The 17,933-nt window shown below is 38.7% G+C and carries 14 protein-coding genes; 11 read left to right on the top strand and 3 right to left on the bottom strand.

From position 1 onward, the window contains the following. Window positions 1–165: 165 nt before the first annotated feature. From AB1278_RS11995 to AB1278_RS11945, 11 genes are all read left to right on the top strand, one after another. The gene (locus AB1278_RS11995; protein WP_062669451.1) at window positions 166–582 is read left to right on the top strand and encodes an RrF2 family transcriptional regulator; all 417 of its coding nucleotides are present in this window, start codon (window positions 166–168) and stop codon (window positions 580–582) included. Between the two features lie 83 nt (window positions 583–665). Further along, window positions 666–1,379 (top strand): phosphoadenylyl-sulfate reductase, encoded by a 714-nt coding sequence (locus AB1278_RS11990; protein ID WP_343638333.1) that lies wholly within the window; start codon window positions 666–668, stop codon window positions 1,377–1,379. 12 nt (window positions 1,380–1,391) lie between these two features. After that, complete coding sequence (cysD, locus tag AB1278_RS11985) at window positions 1,392–2,300, top strand: sulfate adenylyltransferase subunit CysD (protein WP_062669446.1); 909 nt, start codon at window positions 1,392–1,394, stop codon at window positions 2,298–2,300. Between the two features lie 94 nt (window positions 2,301–2,394). Next, window positions 2,395–3,633 carry a sulfate adenylyltransferase subunit 1 gene (locus AB1278_RS11980; RefSeq protein WP_429814533.1) on the top strand — a complete coding sequence of 413 codons (1,239 nt, stop codon included), beginning with the start codon at window positions 2,395–2,397 and terminating at the stop codon, window positions 3,631–3,633. 6 nt (window positions 3,634–3,639) lie between these two features. Then, window positions 3,640–4,470, top strand: coding sequence for a serine O-acetyltransferase EpsC (gene epsC, locus AB1278_RS11975; RefSeq protein WP_429814530.1), 831 nt, complete (start codon window positions 3,640–3,642; stop codon window positions 4,468–4,470). A gap of 27 nt (window positions 4,471–4,497) precedes the next feature. After that, window positions 4,498–5,409, top strand: coding sequence for a cysteine synthase A (cysK, locus tag AB1278_RS11970; RefSeq protein ID WP_429814528.1), 912 nt, complete (start codon window positions 4,498–4,500; stop codon window positions 5,407–5,409). Between the two features lie 23 nt (window positions 5,410–5,432). Then, entirely contained in the window at window positions 5,433–6,278 is an 846-nt protein-coding gene (cobA, locus tag AB1278_RS11965) for a uroporphyrinogen-III C-methyltransferase (protein WP_429814525.1), read from the top strand. Continuing rightward, window positions 6,268–7,980 carry a diflavin oxidoreductase gene (locus AB1278_RS11960; RefSeq protein WP_429814523.1) on the top strand — a complete coding sequence of 571 codons (1,713 nt, stop codon included), beginning with the start codon at window positions 6,268–6,270 and terminating at the stop codon, window positions 7,978–7,980. The genes cobA and AB1278_RS11960 overlap by 11 nt, the downstream gene beginning before the upstream one ends. Before the next feature lie 34 nt (window positions 7,981–8,014). Beyond that, window positions 8,015–9,691 carry an NADPH-dependent assimilatory sulfite reductase hemoprotein subunit gene (locus tag AB1278_RS11955; RefSeq protein WP_429814520.1) on the top strand — a complete coding sequence of 559 codons (1,677 nt, stop codon included), beginning with the start codon at window positions 8,015–8,017 and terminating at the stop codon, window positions 9,689–9,691. Between the two features lie 385 nt (window positions 9,692–10,076). Next, window positions 10,077–12,953 (top strand): TonB-dependent receptor, encoded by a 2,877-nt coding sequence (locus AB1278_RS11950; protein WP_429814517.1) that lies wholly within the window; start codon window positions 10,077–10,079, stop codon window positions 12,951–12,953. 5 nt (window positions 12,954–12,958) lie between these two features. Then, window positions 12,959–14,476, top strand: a complete 1,518-nt coding sequence (locus AB1278_RS11945; protein WP_429814514.1) for a TSUP family transporter — start codon at window positions 12,959–12,961, stop codon at window positions 14,474–14,476. 462 nt (window positions 14,477–14,938) lie between these two features. Here the strand turns inward: AB1278_RS11945 and AB1278_RS11940 are convergent, their stop codons facing one another. The 3 genes from AB1278_RS11940 to AB1278_RS11930 all read right to left on the bottom strand — a co-directional run bounded on the left by AB1278_RS11940 (window position 14,939) and on the right by AB1278_RS11930 (window position 17,601). Continuing rightward, window positions 14,939–15,628 (bottom strand): type 1 glutamine amidotransferase domain-containing protein, encoded by a 690-nt coding sequence (locus tag AB1278_RS11940; RefSeq protein WP_343638313.1) that lies wholly within the window; start codon window positions 15,626–15,628, stop codon window positions 14,939–14,941. A 7-nt stretch (window positions 15,629–15,635) separates the two neighbouring features. Then, entirely contained in the window at window positions 15,636–16,544 is a 909-nt protein-coding gene (locus AB1278_RS11935; RefSeq protein ID WP_343638311.1) for a helix-turn-helix domain-containing protein, read from the bottom strand. A 121-nt stretch (window positions 16,545–16,665) separates the two neighbouring features. Next, entirely contained in the window at window positions 16,666–17,601 is a 936-nt protein-coding gene (locus AB1278_RS11930; protein WP_395974879.1) for an NAD-dependent epimerase/dehydratase family protein, read from the bottom strand. Between the last annotated feature and the right edge of the window lie 332 nt (window positions 17,602–17,933).

The following is a 17,933-nucleotide window of genomic DNA, read 5'->3' as shown; positions in this document are numbered from 1 at the left end:
TAAGTGAACTTCTCAGCAGTTTATCTGTACTTAAAATCAACTTAAGTGTTTTTATCTTTTGTGGCTTTTGACTTCGTCGAATCTTCGATTTGTGGTTAAAATACAAAGTTTTCAGCCATAAAAACATTTCATTTATCAGATAATTTATCATAACTTGCAGGAATTATGATGTCGAAACGTTGCAAATATGCGCTTAAAGCAATGGTCAGATTAGCAAGGAATTATAACCAGGGCTTTCTGCCAACTTCCGTTATTGCACAAGACGAGAACATTCCCAAAAAATTTCTGGAACAAATCCTTCTTGAACTTAAAAGAGCAAAACTTGTCAACAGCAAGCAAGGCAAAGTAGGAGGGTATTACCTTTTAAAATCACCTGATGAGGTCTCATTAGCAGACATTTACCGTATTTTCGACGGCCCTATTGCGCTAACACCATGCGTTTCTTTAAATTTTTACGAAGCATGTGATGATTGTGTGGATGAAGCGGTATGTTATCTGAGGAAAGAATTAATGATCGTTCGTGAAAAGACCAGAAAAAGCATGATGGAAGCTACCTTAACCAAGTTCATCAATAAAGAATAAAATTTTTTTTATTTAAATTCTACTATTTTGATAGGAGTTATAGAATTTTATATATATTTGCAAGACTTAAATCTCAATTCAAAATGGAAAACAGTCTGAAAAATGAATTCGAAAATCTTGTAAAAGAGGCTGATGAAGCTTCTTTTCAAACCAATGCACTGCAAATACTGACTGAAAGATTCCCGGGTAAAGTGATCTTTTCAACCAGTTTCAGTTACGAGGATCAGGTCATCACTCATCTGATTAAAGATTTAAATATTGAAATATTCACCCTGGATACAGGAAGACTTTTTGAACAGACTTATGAAACCTGGACTTCCACCAGGGCTTTCTTTAAAAAGAACATCAAAGCCTATTATCCGGATACGGAAGAGCTCAGAGAATTTGTAACAGAAAACGGCCCTGATTCATTCTATCAATCTGTAGAAAAAAGGAAAGCATGCTGTACCATCCGAAAGGTTCATCCTTTAAGAAAAGCGCTGGAAGGCTATGAAGTATGGATTACAGGTCTGAGATCCGAACATTCTCCCAACAGACAGAATATGCCTCAGCTGGAGTGGGATCCTGATAATAAAATCATCAAATTTCATCCCATCCTTCACTGGACGACAGAACAGGTGACAACGTATGTAAAAGATCATCATTTACCTTATAATCACCTTCATAAAAAAGGATTTGTGAGCATAGGATGTGAGCCCTGTACCAGAGCGATCAAAGAAGGAGAAGATTTCAGAGCAGGCCGTTGGTGGTGGGAAGATGCCAACAAAAAAGAATGCGGTCTGCATATTCATCAATAAAAAAAGAAAAACATGTCAATACATCATTTAAATTATTTAGATCAGTTAGAAGCCGAATCTATTTATATATTAAGAGAAGTCGCAGGCCAGTTTGAACGTCCGGCGTTGTTATTCAGTGGAGGAAAAGACAGTATCGTACTGGCGCATCTGGCAAGAAAGGCCTTCTTCCACGGAAAAATTCCGTTTACATTTGTTCATGTAGATACGGGACACAACTTTCAGGAGGTTTTGGATTTCCGTGATCAGCTGGTGGAACAGCTAGATGTGAATCTGGTCGTCAGGAAAGTGGAAGACACGATAAAAAGTAAAAAACTGACTGAGGCTAAAGGTAAATTCCCGAGCAGAAACTGGCTGCAAACCTATACACTTCTTGATACTATTGAAGAATTTGAATTCGATGCCTGCATAGGAGGAGCCAGAAGAGATGAGGAAAAAGCCCGGGCCAAAGAAAGGATCTTCTCCGTTCGTGATGAATTTGGGCAGTGGGATCCTAAACTTCAGCGTCCTGAACTTTGGAATATCTTTAACGGAAAGATTCACAAAGGAGAAAATGTAAGGGTTTTCCCTATCAGCAACTGGACAGAGCTTGACATCTGGAATTATATCCGAAGAGAAAAAATTGCACTTCCTTCCATCTATTTTTCGCATGAAAGAGAAGTAATCGACTTCAACGGACAGTGGCTGGCCAATTCTTCCCATGTGGTTTTAGAACCGGAAGACGTCATTACTACTAAGAAAATCCGTTACCGCACCGTAGGAGATATGACCTGTACTGCAGCTGTGGAATCTAATGCTGTTACGATAGATGCCGTTATTGAAGAAATCGTAGCTACAAGAATCTCAGAGCGTGGCGAAACCAGAATTGATGACAGGGTAACAGAAGCCGCTATGGAGGACAGAAAAAAAGGAGGCTATTTTTAGTCAATGATAAAAGATAATTGATTAATGATTACACAAAGTATTTTCATCAATTATCATTCATAATTTATCACTTATCATTTATAATTACAATCGGATGGATATATTAAGATTTATAACAGCAGGAAGCGTGGATGATGGTAAAAGCACCCTTATCGGCAGACTGCTTTACGATAGCAAAAGCATTTTACAGGACCAATTGGAAGTCCTTGAAAAACATTCTAAAAACAAAAATGAAGACGGGGTAGACCTAGCGCTTTTAACAGATGGCCTCCGTGCAGAAAGAGAACAGGGAATCACCATTGATGTTGCCTACCGCTATTTTTCAACAGCAAAAAGAAAATTTATCATCGCCGATGCTCCCGGTCATGTACAATATACCCGGAATATGATCACCGGAGCATCCAACTCAGATCTGATGGTTATTCTGATTGATGCAAGAAAAGGAGTGATTGAACAAACCAGAAGACATTCTATCATCGCTTCTTTATTACAATTAAAGAAAGTAGCTGTAGCCATCAATAAAATGGATATGGTAGATTATTCGGCAGAAGTTTTTGAAAATATAAAATCAGAATATGCAAAAATTGCAGAAAATCTTGGACTGAATGATGTAAGTTATTTCCCGATCTCTGCATTAAAAGGAGATAATATTGTTTCAAAATCTTCCAGAACAGACTGGTATGAAGGAAATTCTTTACTGGAATATCTTGAAGAAGTAACTTTACATGAAGAAAAAAATAACGGAAGCCGTTTTCAGGTTCAGTACGTGATTCGTCCTCAAACCGAAGAACTGCATGATTACAGAGGATATGCCGGACAAATATTAAGTGGAAAATTCACCAAAGGAGACAAAATCCATATACTTCCTGCAGACCTGGCCACTGAAATCACCAAAATCGAGATCAATGGCATTGAAAAAGAAGAAGCCTTTGAAGGCCAGCCAGCCGTTATTCATCTAGCTCATGATGTAGATATCAGCCGTGGAGATATTTTTGCCACGGAAGAACATGTTCCCACCGTTGAAAAAGATCTTGAAATTCTTTTATGCTGGCTGGATCAGAAACCGTTGCAGCCAGGAAACAAATACCTTTTGCAGCAAAACAGCAGACTGATAAAAGCAGTAGTAAAAGAGGTTGATTACAAGATCAATGTGAATACTCTTATAAGGGAACAGGCCGATGGAGAGATTAAACTGAATGAAATTGTAAAAGTTACCCTGCGAACGGCACAGCCTTTGGTCTATGACAGCTTTACCAATAATAAAACAACGGGCTCTGCCATTCTGGTGGATGAAACGTCCAATTCAACGGTAGCAGCCTGCATAATTCAATAGAAAAAAATGGCAATTTCCGATCAACTCATAGAAAGAATTCACCAGACCAAACACAATAGTATTCATGGATTCTTTGATAAAATAAAGACAAAAAAATGGGTCAAGGATTTGTATGAAACACTCTTCCTTCCTCAGGATGACAATACTGAAGATCAGCTGAAAAGAAATTTTGAAGCGCTCCAGAAAACACTTTCAGACCTTATCAATACGGTAACAGGAGATAAAACCCTTACTGAAAAACAGGTTAATCGGTTTTTTGAAGCTTTACCAGAAATTTATGATCAGCTGGTGCTGGATGCAAAATCCATTCTGGAATTTGATCCTGCTGCTGATTCACTGGAAGAAGTATACCTGGCATATCCCGGCTTTTTTGCCACGTATGTCTACCGTATCTCGCATCAGCTCTGGAGTCAGGAAGTGAAAATTTTACCAAGGGTCATCTCAGAATATGCCCACAGTAAAACGGGAATTGATATTCATCCGGGAGCCACTATCGGAAAGTCTTTTTTCATTGATCACGGAACAGGAATTGTGATCGGAGAAACAACGGTTATCGGAAATAATGTCAAAATCTATCAGGGAGTAACCCTCGGAGCTTTGAATGTTTCCAAAGAAAAAGCCCATCAGAAAAGACATCCCAATATTGAAGATGATGTGATTATCTATTCGGGAGCTACTATTCTGGGAGGCGAAACTACCATAGGCAGGGAAAGTATTATCGGAGGAAATGTCTGGGTTACACAGGATGTCCCCGCCAACTCTCTGGTCTACCACAAAAGTGAAATAAAAATAAAGGATAATTCTTCATTACCGGAATCATTAACCTTTGTGATCTAAAAAAACAAAAATAAAAAGTACATTGATATGAAATTTCAGAATGCATTAGAAACGATTGGGAATACACCCGTCGTGAAAATCAACAAACTCTTCGGTTCAGATCATGAAGTCTGGATCAAACTTGAAAAAAACAATCCCGGCGGAAGCATTAAAGACAGAATCGGACTGGCGATGATTGAAGATGCAGAAGCCAAAGGATTATTAAATAAAGACAGTGTCATTATAGAGCCTACCAGCGGAAATACAGGGATAGGACTTGCTTTGGTCGCTGCCGTGAAAGGATACAAGCTAATCCTTGTTATGCCTGAAAGCATGAGTATAGAACGTCGTAAAATCATGGAAGCGTACGGAGCAAAATTTGTGCTTACCCCAAGAGAAAAAGGAATGAAAGGGGCTATTGAAAAAGCCAATGAGCTTGCTGAAGAAACACCCAATTCATGGATCCCGAGACAGTTTGACAATCCAGCCAATGTAAAAGTACATGTAGAAACCACTGCTCAGGAAATTTTAAAAGACTTTCCGGAAGGACTTGATTATATCATTACCGGAGTAGGAACCGGAGGACATATCACCGGAATAGCAAAAGTGGTTAAAGAAAAATTTCCTAACGTAAAAGTAATTGCTGTAGAACCGGAATTATCTCCTGTACTGAGCGGAGGAAGTCCTGCGCCACATCCATTACAGGGATTAGGAGCCGGCTTTGTACCTTCTATCCTGGATATTACCCTTTTAGACGGAGTGATTACAGTAGGCAAAGAAGAAGCTTATGAATATGCCCTTAACGCAGCTAAAAAAGAAGGTCTTTTTGTAGGAGTTTCTACAGGAGCCGCTTTAGCAGCCATCGCAAAACATTTACCGGAAATACCACCTAACGCTAAAATCCTGACGATTAATTACGATACCGGAGAGAGATATCTGTCGGTAGAAGGACTTTTCTAATTCCTTAATTAACAACTACTTCAATGAAAACAAATATAAAATCACCAAAGGTCTTCCTTATCGGTGCAGGGCCCGGCAACCCTGAACTGATCACTGTAAAAGCTGTAAAAGCAATCGCAGAAGCAGACGTTGTTTTATGCGACCGTCTTGTAAGTCCTGAGATTCTGGAAACCTACGTTAATGAAAACACAGAAATCATCTATGTAGGCAAAGAATGCAGCAAAAATGCTTCCACCCCTCAGTCTCATATCAATACTTTGATGGTGGAATATGCCCGTCAGAATAAAACCATCGTAAGACTAAAAGGAGGGGATGTTTCCATATTCTCGAATATTCTTGATGAGTTACAGGCTTTAAAAGAAAATCATATTCCTTACGAAATCATTCCGGGAATTACAGCAGCTTTAGGAGCAGCAGCCTTTGCAGGGATGCCTTTAACAGCAAGAGGATATTCTACTTCTGTCCGCTTTCTAACCTATTATAAATCAGAGATTGTAACTGAAGAGTATTGGAAAGAACTTGCTCTCACCAATGATACGCTTGTTTTCTACATGTCTAAAGGAAATCTTACTCCTCTTGTAGAAAAACTGAAAGCACTTCAGATTTCAGGTGATAAAAAAATTGCAGTCATTGAACAGGCTACGACTCCTTTCCAAAAGGTATATACGTCATCATTTGATGATTTTAACGAAAAATTCGGAGACAAAACCTTTGCTTCCCCTTCTTTGGTTGTGGTTGGCAAAATCGTCAATCTGCATGAAGAATTTTCATGGCTTGAAAATGCAGAACAGGAAGGCCTTTATTTCAAATCAGTGGAAAACGGAACTCTAATCCCTACTACTCAAAATTTCTTTGAATATGCTGTCTGAATCTAAATTAAATGTATTAAAACAAATCTCCGGAGACCTCTCCAGAGACGAAGCCATCTGGGCAAGCGGATATCTTGCGGGTATTGCCGGAGGATCCTCACTTCCGGGTGTTCTTCCACCACAGGAAACTATTAGTATTACCCAAAATGCTGTAAAGAAAATAACGCTGGCTTACGGTACAGAAACCGGAAACAGTAAGAAACTGGCTACTGCACTGGCCGGTATCGTAAAGAAAAAAGGGCTTCAGGTAAAGCTGGCTGACCTTTCCCAATACAAGCCTAAAGATCTTACAAAAGAGGAATTCTTCTTTATTATCATCAGCACTCAGGGAGAAGGTGAACCGCCTGCTCTTGCTAAAAAATTCTACGATTATATTCATGAAAATGAAATTGATCTCAGCGGACTTAAATACGGAGTTCTGGCATTGGGAGACAGCAGTTATCCTCTGTTTTGCCAAACCGGAGAAGATGTGGATTCACGCTTTGAAATATTAGGTGCCCAGCGTATTATTCCATTAAAGAAATGTGACATTGATTACGAACAGGAAGCTTCCCATTGGATAGAGCATGTATTTGAAACAGTCAATAAAAATGCGGGGCAGAGTACAAAAAATATTTCAGCCCCAAAAGTTTCCGCCGGAAGAAAAAGATATCAGGGGAAAGTTTCAGCCATTATCAATCTGAACGATATTACCTCAGAAAAAGAAACCTATCATATTGAAATTGAAACAGAAGAAGCGCTTAGTTATCAACCAGGTGCAGCTTTGGGAGTGATCCCTTTCAATTCAAAAGATGTTGTAGATGAGATTATTACACTCACTGGAATTAATCCTAAAAAACAGGTTGAAACAGCAAAAGTTACAGACACTGTGGAAGAACTTCTACTCAAGCATCTTAACATCAGCTATTTACTTAAATCTGTAGTGGCTCAATATGCAAAAATAACAGGGCATTCCATTCCGGAAGTCAGATTAAGTCTTCTTGATCTTCTTAGAATTTATCCTGTAAAAAATGCAGACGAATTTGAAGAAATCTTACAGATATTAACCGCTCAGGCACCGCGTCTGTATTCCATTTCTTCTTCCCTGGAAGCTCATGGTGATACGGAAATTCATATTACGGTTGCTAAATCAGAATTCTTTATTGACCATCAGAAACATAATGGGTTATGCAGTGGCTTTCTGAGTGAATTTAAAGAAGGAGGGGAAATAGAGTTTTATATTCAGGAAGCAGGACATTTCAAATTGCCGGAAGCGGATAAAGATATCATCATGATTGGTCCGGGAACAGGGATTGCGCCCTTCAGGTCATTCCTTTGGGAGCGTGATGCCACAGGTGCAGAAGGAAGAAACTGGCTGTTTTTCGGGGACAGGAATTTTGTTTCAGATTTCCTTTACCAGGCAGAACTGCAGGATTTTCTTAAAACAGGCAGTCTGACCCATTTAGATCTTGCTTTTTCCAGAGATACAGCTGAAAAAGTATATGTTCAGCACAGGTTGGAACAAAAAGCCCAGGAAGTTTTTTACTGGCTTGAAGGCGGAGCATCGGTGTATGTATGCGGTGCTAAAGAACCAATGGCCCGTGATGTAGAACAAACGCTTCTCACCATTATCCAGACTGAAGGAAAACGCAGCAAAGATGATGCTGTAACCTACCTGGAAGAAATGGAACTGAGCGGCAGATATGCTAAAGATGTGTATTAAAAAGAAATACCCGTAAAAATTAAAGGAAACGATTATGAACAACAATAAAGAGAACCTTTCACCGGTAGAAAAAATTAAAACCGGCAGTAACGGACTCAGAGGAACTTTAAAGGAAAGTCTTGCAGATAACTTCACCGGAGCCATCAGAGAAGATGACCAGACTGTGATCAAATTTCACGGAATGTACCAGCAGGACGACAGAGACAGAAGGGAAGAGCGTGTCTCCAAAAAACTGGAATGGCTGTATTCTTATATGATCAGGTTAAGACTTCCCGGTGGTTTTTTAACTCCGGAGCAATGGGTAGGATTGAATGAAACGGCTGAAGATCATTCTACGGGAACGATAAAAGTGACTACCAGGCAAACCATTCAGCTGCATGGTATTTTAAAATCTCATTTAAGACCTACCATTCAAAGTTTCAATCTTCAGCATCTGGATTCACTTGCCGCTTGTGGAGATGTCAACAGAAACGTAACCTGTACAGCCAATCCTTCGGAATCCCCTTTACAGCAGGAAGCCTACGAACTGGCAGGTAAAATCAGTGAAATGTGTCTTCCGAAAACCAAAGCTTATTATGATATCTGGATTGATGATGAACTTCTGGTAGATCGTAAAGCAGAGGAAGATCCTTTGTATCAGGACAGATATCTTCCGAGAAAACTGAAAATTGGAATAGCCGTTCCTCCCAATAACGATGTGGATGTATTCATCAATGATATTGCCTTAATCGCGATTATCGAAAATGATAAAATCGTAGGTTACAATATTGCTGCCGGAGGGGGATTAGGTGCCACTCACGGAAATGAAGCCACGTATGCCCGTCTTGCTTCCATCCTTGGATTTGTGGATACCGAGGAAAAAGTATTGAAAGCCGTCTACGAAATTATCACGGTACAAAGAGACTTTGGTAACAGGAGCGACCGGAAATTATCAAGATTAAAATACACCATTGATAAATTAGGTATCGATCAGTACAGAGCTGAAGTAGAAAAGAGAGCAGGCTTCAGTTTTGAGCCGGCCCGTGAATTTAAGTTTACACAAAGAAAAGACCGCTACGGCTGGATACAGAATCATGAAGGAAAATGGTTCTATACCGTATTTGTAGAGCACGGAAGAATCCTTAATACAGCAGAATATCCTTTAAAATCAGGGTTGCTAAAAATTGCGCAGACAGGAAAAGCCAATTTCCGTTTTACTTGCAACCAGAACCTTATTCTTGCTGATATTGACGAAAAGGATAAAGCTGAAATCGAAGCTATTTTAAAAGAGCACAGAATCTCAGAAAATACTGACGGAGCAAGTGCTTTACGTAAAAACTCTGTTGCGTGTGTCGCTTTAAATACCTGTTCACTGGCACTGGCGGAAGCCCAGCGTTATCTGCCTTCTCTGGTCACAAAAATAGAGCCTATCCTTGAAAAATATGGTTTGCTGGAAGAAGATATCACGATCCGTATGACCGGCTGTCCTAACGGCTGCGGAAGATCTCCCAATGCTGAAATAGGATTTGTAGGTACAGCCTATGGGAAATACAATCTTCACATTGGTGGAGACCGTTTAGGAATGCGACTGAATACAAAATTTAAAGAAAATATTGGTGAAGAAGAAATTCTGACCACTCTGGATGAGCTTTTCGGGATTTATGTACAGAAAAGACTGGCAGAGGAAACATTTGGTGATTTTTCATACCGTTACTTACTTAACCTAAATTAATTATATGGCTGATTTTCATTATGATCTGAAAAAAAACAAAAAAACTCAACCTCTTCATTTAAGCGGACGAATGTGTATGTGTTGTTGATTCTCAAATAACGATACATATAAAGCTGTTTGAAGTTTTTCGATTCAAAACCGCAAAAGTCACAAAAGTTTTAAACACTTAAGCTTTTTAAGAGCCAAACTTTGTGCATAATAAGTACACCTAAGTTTTGTAAAATCTTTGATTTTCATCTAATGTGAACTTTTCTACAGTGTCATTTTTAAACTTATATAATTGAACTAAATTGTTTTAAAATAAAAACTTTTGTGCCTTTTGTGGTAAAAATAATCAATGTAAAAATTCAGGCAGCTTCATTCTCAACCTTAAAAATGAAGAAAAATGAAAAACAAAAAGCAGGGAAATTTTCTAACAAAAGCAGGCATTATTGCATTTACATTTCTATTTTTTAACCTGGCAGAAGCTCAGCAGCAGCTTATAGAGCTTAGCGGAAGCATCAAAAACACAGGAACAAGCAAAGGTCTTGACTCCGTAAAAGTACAGATCCAAAATACACAGGATAACGCATTCACGGATCAGTTGGGTAACTTCAAAATCAGAACAAGAGTTACCATTCCATTCCGGGTGGTTGTTCAGAAAGATGGTTTTAGCAGTCAAACTGTTGAAATCCTTTCGCCTTCCAACAAAATAACGATAGGCTTAAACCCTCAGAATACCATTATTGATGATGTGGTAATTTCTGCCTCCAGAGTTCCGGAAAAAATATTAAGATCTCCGATCGCCATTGAAAAAATTGATATCAAAACCATCAGGGAAAGTCCGGCTGCTTCGTTTTATGAAACCCTGGAAAATGTAAAAGGACTACAGCTTTTAACCTCAAGCCTTACGTTGAAAATTCCTAATTCAAGAGGTTTTAATTCGCCCAATAATTTCCGGTTCATGCAGCTGGTAGATGGAGTAGATGTACAGTCGGCAACATTGGGAGTGCCGCTGGGAAATGCTATAGGACCTACAGAACTGGATATTCAATCTATGGAAGTGACTCCGGGAGCGGCTTCTGCATTGTACGGAATGAATGCCATCAACGGACTGGCAAGTTTACAGACCAAAGATCCGTTTACCTCTGAAGGGATAAGTGTTTATTTCCGTGGCGGAGTAAATCATGTAGACAATGTGAACCATAAAATAAGTTCTTTGGGAGAAAGTGCTGTCCGTTTTGCAAAAGTGATCAATAAAAACTTTGCAGTGAAAGTCAATGCCTCTTATTTCAGTGGAACCGACTGGATATCCAATAATCTGACAGATCAGAATCCAGGATCATTAGTCACCGCCAATCCTAATTTTGCTTTGCCCAACAATCCCGCAGAAGATCTTTGGAATAAGTATGGAGATGAAAGAAACAACCGCGTTGCCGTAAAAGTAGATTACAATGGAAAACCTACCACATTCAATGTTTCCCGGACAGGATATCTGGAAAAAGACCTGGTAAGCCCTGACGTGAAAAATATCAAGTTCGATGCTGGATTATATTACCGTTTCGGAGATCAGTGGAGAACATCTTATGTGTATCGCTACGGCTTGCTGGACGGAACTTTCCAGAGAGGAAATAAAATCCGTCTGCAGAATGCTACGGTTCAGAATCATAAAGTAGAACTCACAGGAAGAGAATTAACCTTCAGAGCTTATGTATCGATAGAAAATACAGGAGATTCCTATAATCTCAAACCTTTGGCAGATAATCTTGATCTGACGAATCTTTCCAATACCAACTGGAAAAATATATTCCAGACCGCGCTTCAGAACAGCCTGAATGCCGGAATCAATCTTAACGAAGCATTTATTCTCGCCCGTCAGGAAGCTGATAAAAACAGGGCTGTACCGGGAACTGCAGCCTTTGAACAGTTAAAAAATACCATTATTGGAATTAATAACTGGGATTCGGCCAATGCAGGAGTAGCAGGAGCTCCGGCAACAGGAGGAGCCAAGCTTGAACAGAAATCCCGCTTTTATCAGGGGGAACTGACCTATGATTTCAGCAGGTTTGTGAAGATATTCAACCTTCTTGCAGGAGTAGATTACCGTTTGTACAGCATTACTCCGGATGGAAATAACTTTGTTGATTTCAACCGTCCGGTCAATGAAAGAAACATTCCTTTAGCCAATGGTACTTTCGGGAAAGAGGTTATCTATCAGAAATATGGGGCTTTTGCACAGATTACCAAGCTTTTCTTCGATGATAAAGTAAAAATTAATGCCGCTTTACGGATCGACAGAAACCCGGAATTTGAAGCCAAACTAAATCCAAGAATAAGTGTAGTGTATTCCCCTGTAAAACAGCATAATTTCAGGGCATCTTTTCAAAACGGCTATCGTTTTCCATCTTTATTTGAAGCCCTTTCATTCGTGAATAACGGAAATGTAAGAAGAGTAGGCGGACTTTCAAAAGTGAATGATGGATTAGGCTATCTGGAAAACTCTTATACGCTGGCATCCATCGATAAATTTACCTCAGCAGTAAACGCTGATGTTGACGCAGGAAAAACCCAGGCTCAGGCAGCTCAGGATAACAAACAGCTTTTAACGGTAGCGAATCTTCAGAAATTACAGCCGGAGAAAATCAATTCGTTTGAAGTAGGGTATAAGTCTACTTTTTTCAATAATAAACTGGTGCTGGACTGGGATTTTTATTACAATATCTACGAAGGATTCCTTGGTCAGGTAGAAGTGGCTGTTCCCAAAAACAGTCAGGTAGGAAGCAGTGCAGCCGTACTTGCGATGCTCGATAGAAGTAAACAGGACCGATACAGGGTTTATACGAACAGCAACAGTACCTACAAAAGCTACGGAACATCTTTAGGAATCCGATATAATATCACAGGAAATTACAATATCAACACCAATGTTTCCTATAATGATCTGGCTTCCAATAATAACTCAGACCTGTTTATTACAGCTTTCAACACTCCGAAATGGATGGTAAATGTAAGCTTAGGAAACAGAGAGATTGTTAAAAATATAGGATTCACTCTTGTAGCCAGATGGCAGAGCGGTTTTATGTGGGAAAGTCCTTTAGCATCCGGAGAAATTCCCGCTTATTACACCATTGATGCACAGGCAACATGGAAGCTTCCTGAAATCCGTGCAAATATTAAAATAGGTGCTACCAATCTGCTGAACCGCCGTTACTTCCAGTATGCAGCAGGTCCTGAAATCGGAGGACTGTATTATCTCGCTTTTACTTATGACTTAAAACTGTAATCAGGATGAGCAATTCTTTATATCCCATCTTTTTAAAACTTGAAAACCTGTCGCTTCTGATCATTGGCGGCGGCAAGGTTGCCCTTGAAAAGCTGGAATCTGTTCTGGGCAATTCACCGGAAACATCCATCAAACTGGTAGCCAAAGAAATCATTCCGGAGGTCAGAACTTTACAAAATCAGTTTTCCAATATAACACTTCATGAAAGAGCATATGACGATCATGATTTTAACGATACTGATCTGGCCATTATTGCGGTAAATGATATTGAACTGGCCGGGGAAATCAGAGAAAAAGCCCAGCAAAAAAGTGTACTGGTCAATATTGCGGATAAACCTGATCTTTGTGATTTTTATTTAGGATCCATTGTTAAAAAGGGAAGTCTTAAAATAGCTATTTCCACCAATGGAAAATCTCCAACCATCGCTAAAAGATTAAGAGAAACCTTTACCGAAGTGATTCCTGACGAAATGGATCATGTATTGGACAATATGCAGCATATCCGTAATCAACTGACAGGCGATTTTAATTATAAAGTAAAAGAACTTAATAAGATTACAACAGAATATCTGTCCGAAGGAAAAGCTGCTGCAAAACCGGATATAGAAATTCAAAAGCTGATCAGTATCACCAAAACAGCCCAGAGAAAAGCCAATATTTATCTGGCCATCATTGGTGTTTTACTTCTTTTCGGATTATTTGGCCTTGTCGTGTATCAGTTTAATTTATCTGATGATATTCAGCATTTTCTGAATAAAGATGGCCATATTTTTTACTGGATGCTGTTTGCGGGCTTTATGGCAGAAATTGTCGCCGGATCTATGGGAATGGGCTATGGAGTGATATGTACTACAATCCTTTTACTGCTGAATGTCCCGCCTCCCGTTGTAAGCGCAAGTATTCATTCCGCAGAATCTTTTACCACAGCAGCCGGGAGTTTCAGCCATTATAAACTGGGAAATGTCAATAAAAAAATGGTATGGGCGCTGTTTCCATTGGCTATTGTGGGTTCTGTTATCGGTGCTTTAACACTGTCTCATTATGGTGAACATTATGCTCACATCGTAAAACCAATTATTGCCTGCTACACGCTTTATCTTGGAATCAATATCTTAAGAAATGCATTCAAAGATAAAAAATCAGGACAAGTTAAAACCAAACGAAGAACCAATCTTAGAGTTTTGGGACTTGTAGGTGGTTTTATTGATTCCTTTGCCGGCGGCGGCTGGGGACCTTTGGTAACCGGAACGCTGATCAAAGAGGGAAGGATTCCCCGATATGTAGTGGGAAGTTCCACTGTTGCAAAGTTTTTACTAACCATTACCAGTGCCATTACCTTTATTTTTACGATAGGTATCCACCATTGGAATATTGTTCTGGGACTTTTATTGGGTGGTGTTTTTACCGCTCCGTTTTCTGCGATGCTTACATCAAAGCTTCCGACAAAGAAAATGTTCGTGGTAGTGGGAATAGTAGTAATTATAATGAGTCTGGTGACAATAACAAAATCATTTTTATCATAAGAACAAATATAAAAACAGAAAAAAAGTATTAAACGCAGAGATTTTAATGTTTACTTTATTTTGAGGCATCAGGGGGGAAATTAATGATGCAGTGTATTGACACTATCATTACTCATTTTTAGTAAGAATCTGAAACCATTAAAACTTTGCGTTTTTTTATTTTTTTTTAAACTACATATAAAATGTTTTTGGAAAACGCAAAGACGCAACATGATTAATAAAAAACTGCTGTAAAGCGCAAGAATTTTATCTCCGATAAAATTAAATACAGGATACCTTAGTCTCTCATCAATTATTTAGATTTCGCAATTGATTCTTTTTGAGCGCATGTATAGCCAAACCTTCATCAGCGACATAGTCGCAACCATTTGCTCACTTTATTAAAAAGCTTACTTTTTTAAGCTTTGCGTTTTACTTTTCGCTTTATCTTACAACATATATTGTACTGTCAATCCCCGCTCTTTATTTTTCAAGCTCACGAATTACTACTTTAGCCATTTCTTTAGAACTGAAAGGATTTTGCCCTGTAATCAAATGTCCATCAACAATAACGTTAGAAGTCATTGGAATAAATGCTTTTTTGTAATGTACGTCCCGTTCTTTAAGAGCGGCTTCCAGGTTAAAAGGTACTTCATTTTTTCTTCTGGCCAGGGTTTCTTCAAACCAGTCAAATCCAGTAATCGATTTACCTTTAATCATATATGCTCCTCCTGAAAGCTCTACATTCAACAATCCTCCAACTCCATGGCAGATTGCAGCAACCATTTTATTATTTTCATACTGATCTCTGAGTATAGTCTGTAAAGTAGTATTATCAGGGAAATCATACATCGTTCCATGTCCGCCGGCCAGATAAATGCAGTCGAAAGATTCATTCTTTACCTCATTGAGACTTTTTGTATGGGCCAGTTCATTCATGAATTCAGGATCTTCATAATATTTTTTTGAAATTCCATCAAGGACCAGAGGTTTCAGGCTTTCGGGGTCAACAGGAGTATTTCCTCCTTTTGGAGAAGCTATGGTGATCTGCCATCCTTTTTCCTTTGCCGCATGATATATATGGCTAAGCTCGCTCAGCCATAAACCTGTTTTAAACTTACCACTGGCATACTGATCTATATTCGTTACGATTAGCAATATTTTTTTCATCATGATACGATTAATTAAAAGATTTTCTGAATTCTAAAGGTGAAACAGTAGTTTGGTTTTTAAACAAACGGTGAAATGACTGCGGATGTTCAAATCCTAAATGATAAGCAATTTCAGAAACAGATAAAGTAGTAGTGGAAAGCAGTTCTTTGGCCTTTTCAATCACTCTGTTCTGAATATGCTGTTGTGTGGTCTGTCCTGTATGAACTCTTAACATATCACTCAGATAATTGGGGCTGATATTCATCTGAGCTGCCACAAATTGTACAGTAGGAATCCCGTCAATCAGCAGTTTTTCATTTTTAAAATAATCATCCAGTAAAGTTTCAAGCTGTGTCAAAAGATCATGATTCACCTTTTTCCGTGTTAAAAACTGGCGGTTGTAAAATCTGTCGCAGTATTTTAACAGTAAATCAATGTTGGAAACCAGCAAATCCTGGGTGAAATTATCCATGTTGGCTTCTATCTCCCTGCTGATATTATCCATGATATCCGTTACGGATTTTTCTTCCTTTTCGGAGAGATACAAAGCTTCATTAGCAGAATACGAAAAATAACCATAATTCTTTATGATAGCGGCCAATGGATAACCTTGTAAAAAATCAGGATGAATAACCAGTACACTTCCTCTTACTTCGGAAAGCAGAATATCTTCAAACTGTAATACCTGATGGGGAGCAATAAAATACATGATTCCATCCTCAAAATCATAATAATGCTGTCCGTATTTACATCTCCCTGCACAATCTTTTTTAAGGGAAACCACGTAAAAATCTGTGGTCACAGTACTCAGAACAGTCTTCGGATCTATAGTTACTTCATTAAAATCAAACACACTGATCAAAGGATTAGACGGTCTTTTCAGATTCAGATACCTGTGTAATGCTGTGATGGAGGTTACTTTTTCTGGAGCTTTCATTTTATTTCTTTTTTACCACCCCGTCAAAAATTCTTTGAATTTTCGCCACCCCTCCGGAGGATGGGAATATTTTGTCCTTCGGTTGTGGTATTGGTGTTTCTAAGGTACTCATTTTAAGTGATTATTTTGTCGCTTGCTGTTCTTTTTTAATCTGTTCAATTCCCTGTCTGTAGGTAGTTACATTAAATCCCGGGAATCTCTTTCTGAATTTTGAATCATCAAACAGGTTATTATATTGATATCTGGGAAGCAGTTCCAACAGCTCTTTTGCATTTTTATTGAACAAGGATCCGATTGAAAAGGCTAGCTTTGGAATAACCGAATATTTCAGTTCTTTTCCATAAACCTCAGAAGCCAGCGCAATGAATTCCTTATAATTCAGCTTATGATCATCTACAGGTAAATGCCATGTCTGTCCATAAGCATCCGGTGTATTTCCGATCAAAGCAGTGGCACGGCTCGCATCGGGAGTCCAGATCAGGCTTCGTAATTTATCATCTCTTAAAGGGACTTTCAGCTTTTTGTCTTCTTTAATGGCATTAAAAACAAGACTGTTGGTAATACTCTGCGTTTTTCCGGGACCATAAAATTCAGGAGCTCTGCAGATGACTGCTTCTATGGTTCCTGCTTTCATTTCTTTTAAAAGCATTTCGGCCATCTGTTGTCTTACCCTTCCTTTTCTTCCCACAGGAGCGAATCCGGTTTGTTCCGTTAAAACTTCATTATTTTGAGGATACATATAGGTATTATCAAAAAACACCAGCTTTGTTCCGTTGATTTTACAGGCTTCAATAACATTTTTCATGATGGTCAGAAACTGCTTTTCCCATAAACCTGTATCCATAGGAAGTCCCAGGGTAAAATAAGCGATTTCACTTCCTTTCACAGCTTCAACTGCCTTCTCCCTGTCTGATAAATCTGCGGAAAAAACAGTATCTGTATCATTTACTTTTTTTGCCTTTCTGCTGACGATACGGAGATCTGAAGTATAATTCCTTTTCAGTTCTCTTGCCAGCTCTTCACCAATCTGGCCGTTGGCTCCTAATATAGTTTGCATCATTTTTAAATTTTGAGGATTACCCATTTCACTGAAAATAAACCCAATACTTTCAGTTTCTTTTATTTCTGATACAAAATTCGGGCATAACTATAAAAACAGAGTAACTGAATCTAAGGAAGTTGTAACATAATCTCTGAACAATGTAAAAAAGCAGGAAAATAATTAGGCTGAGAAAATAAAAATACTGCATTGAATCATTTTTAACCACAAAAGGCACAAAAGATTTAAATACTTCAATTTTTTCAGAGCCACACATTGTGTGTAATAAGTACACCAAAGTTTTGTGAAAATCAAAGATTATCATCTTATGTGAACTTTCCTGCGATATC

The organism is Chryseobacterium sp. NRRL B-14798 (genome assembly GCF_050470705.1).
Classification (GTDB): Bacteria; Bacteroidota; Bacteroidia; order Flavobacteriales; family Weeksellaceae; genus Chryseobacterium; species Chryseobacterium cupriresistens.
This window is presented reverse-complemented; position numbering and strand designations above follow the sequence as displayed.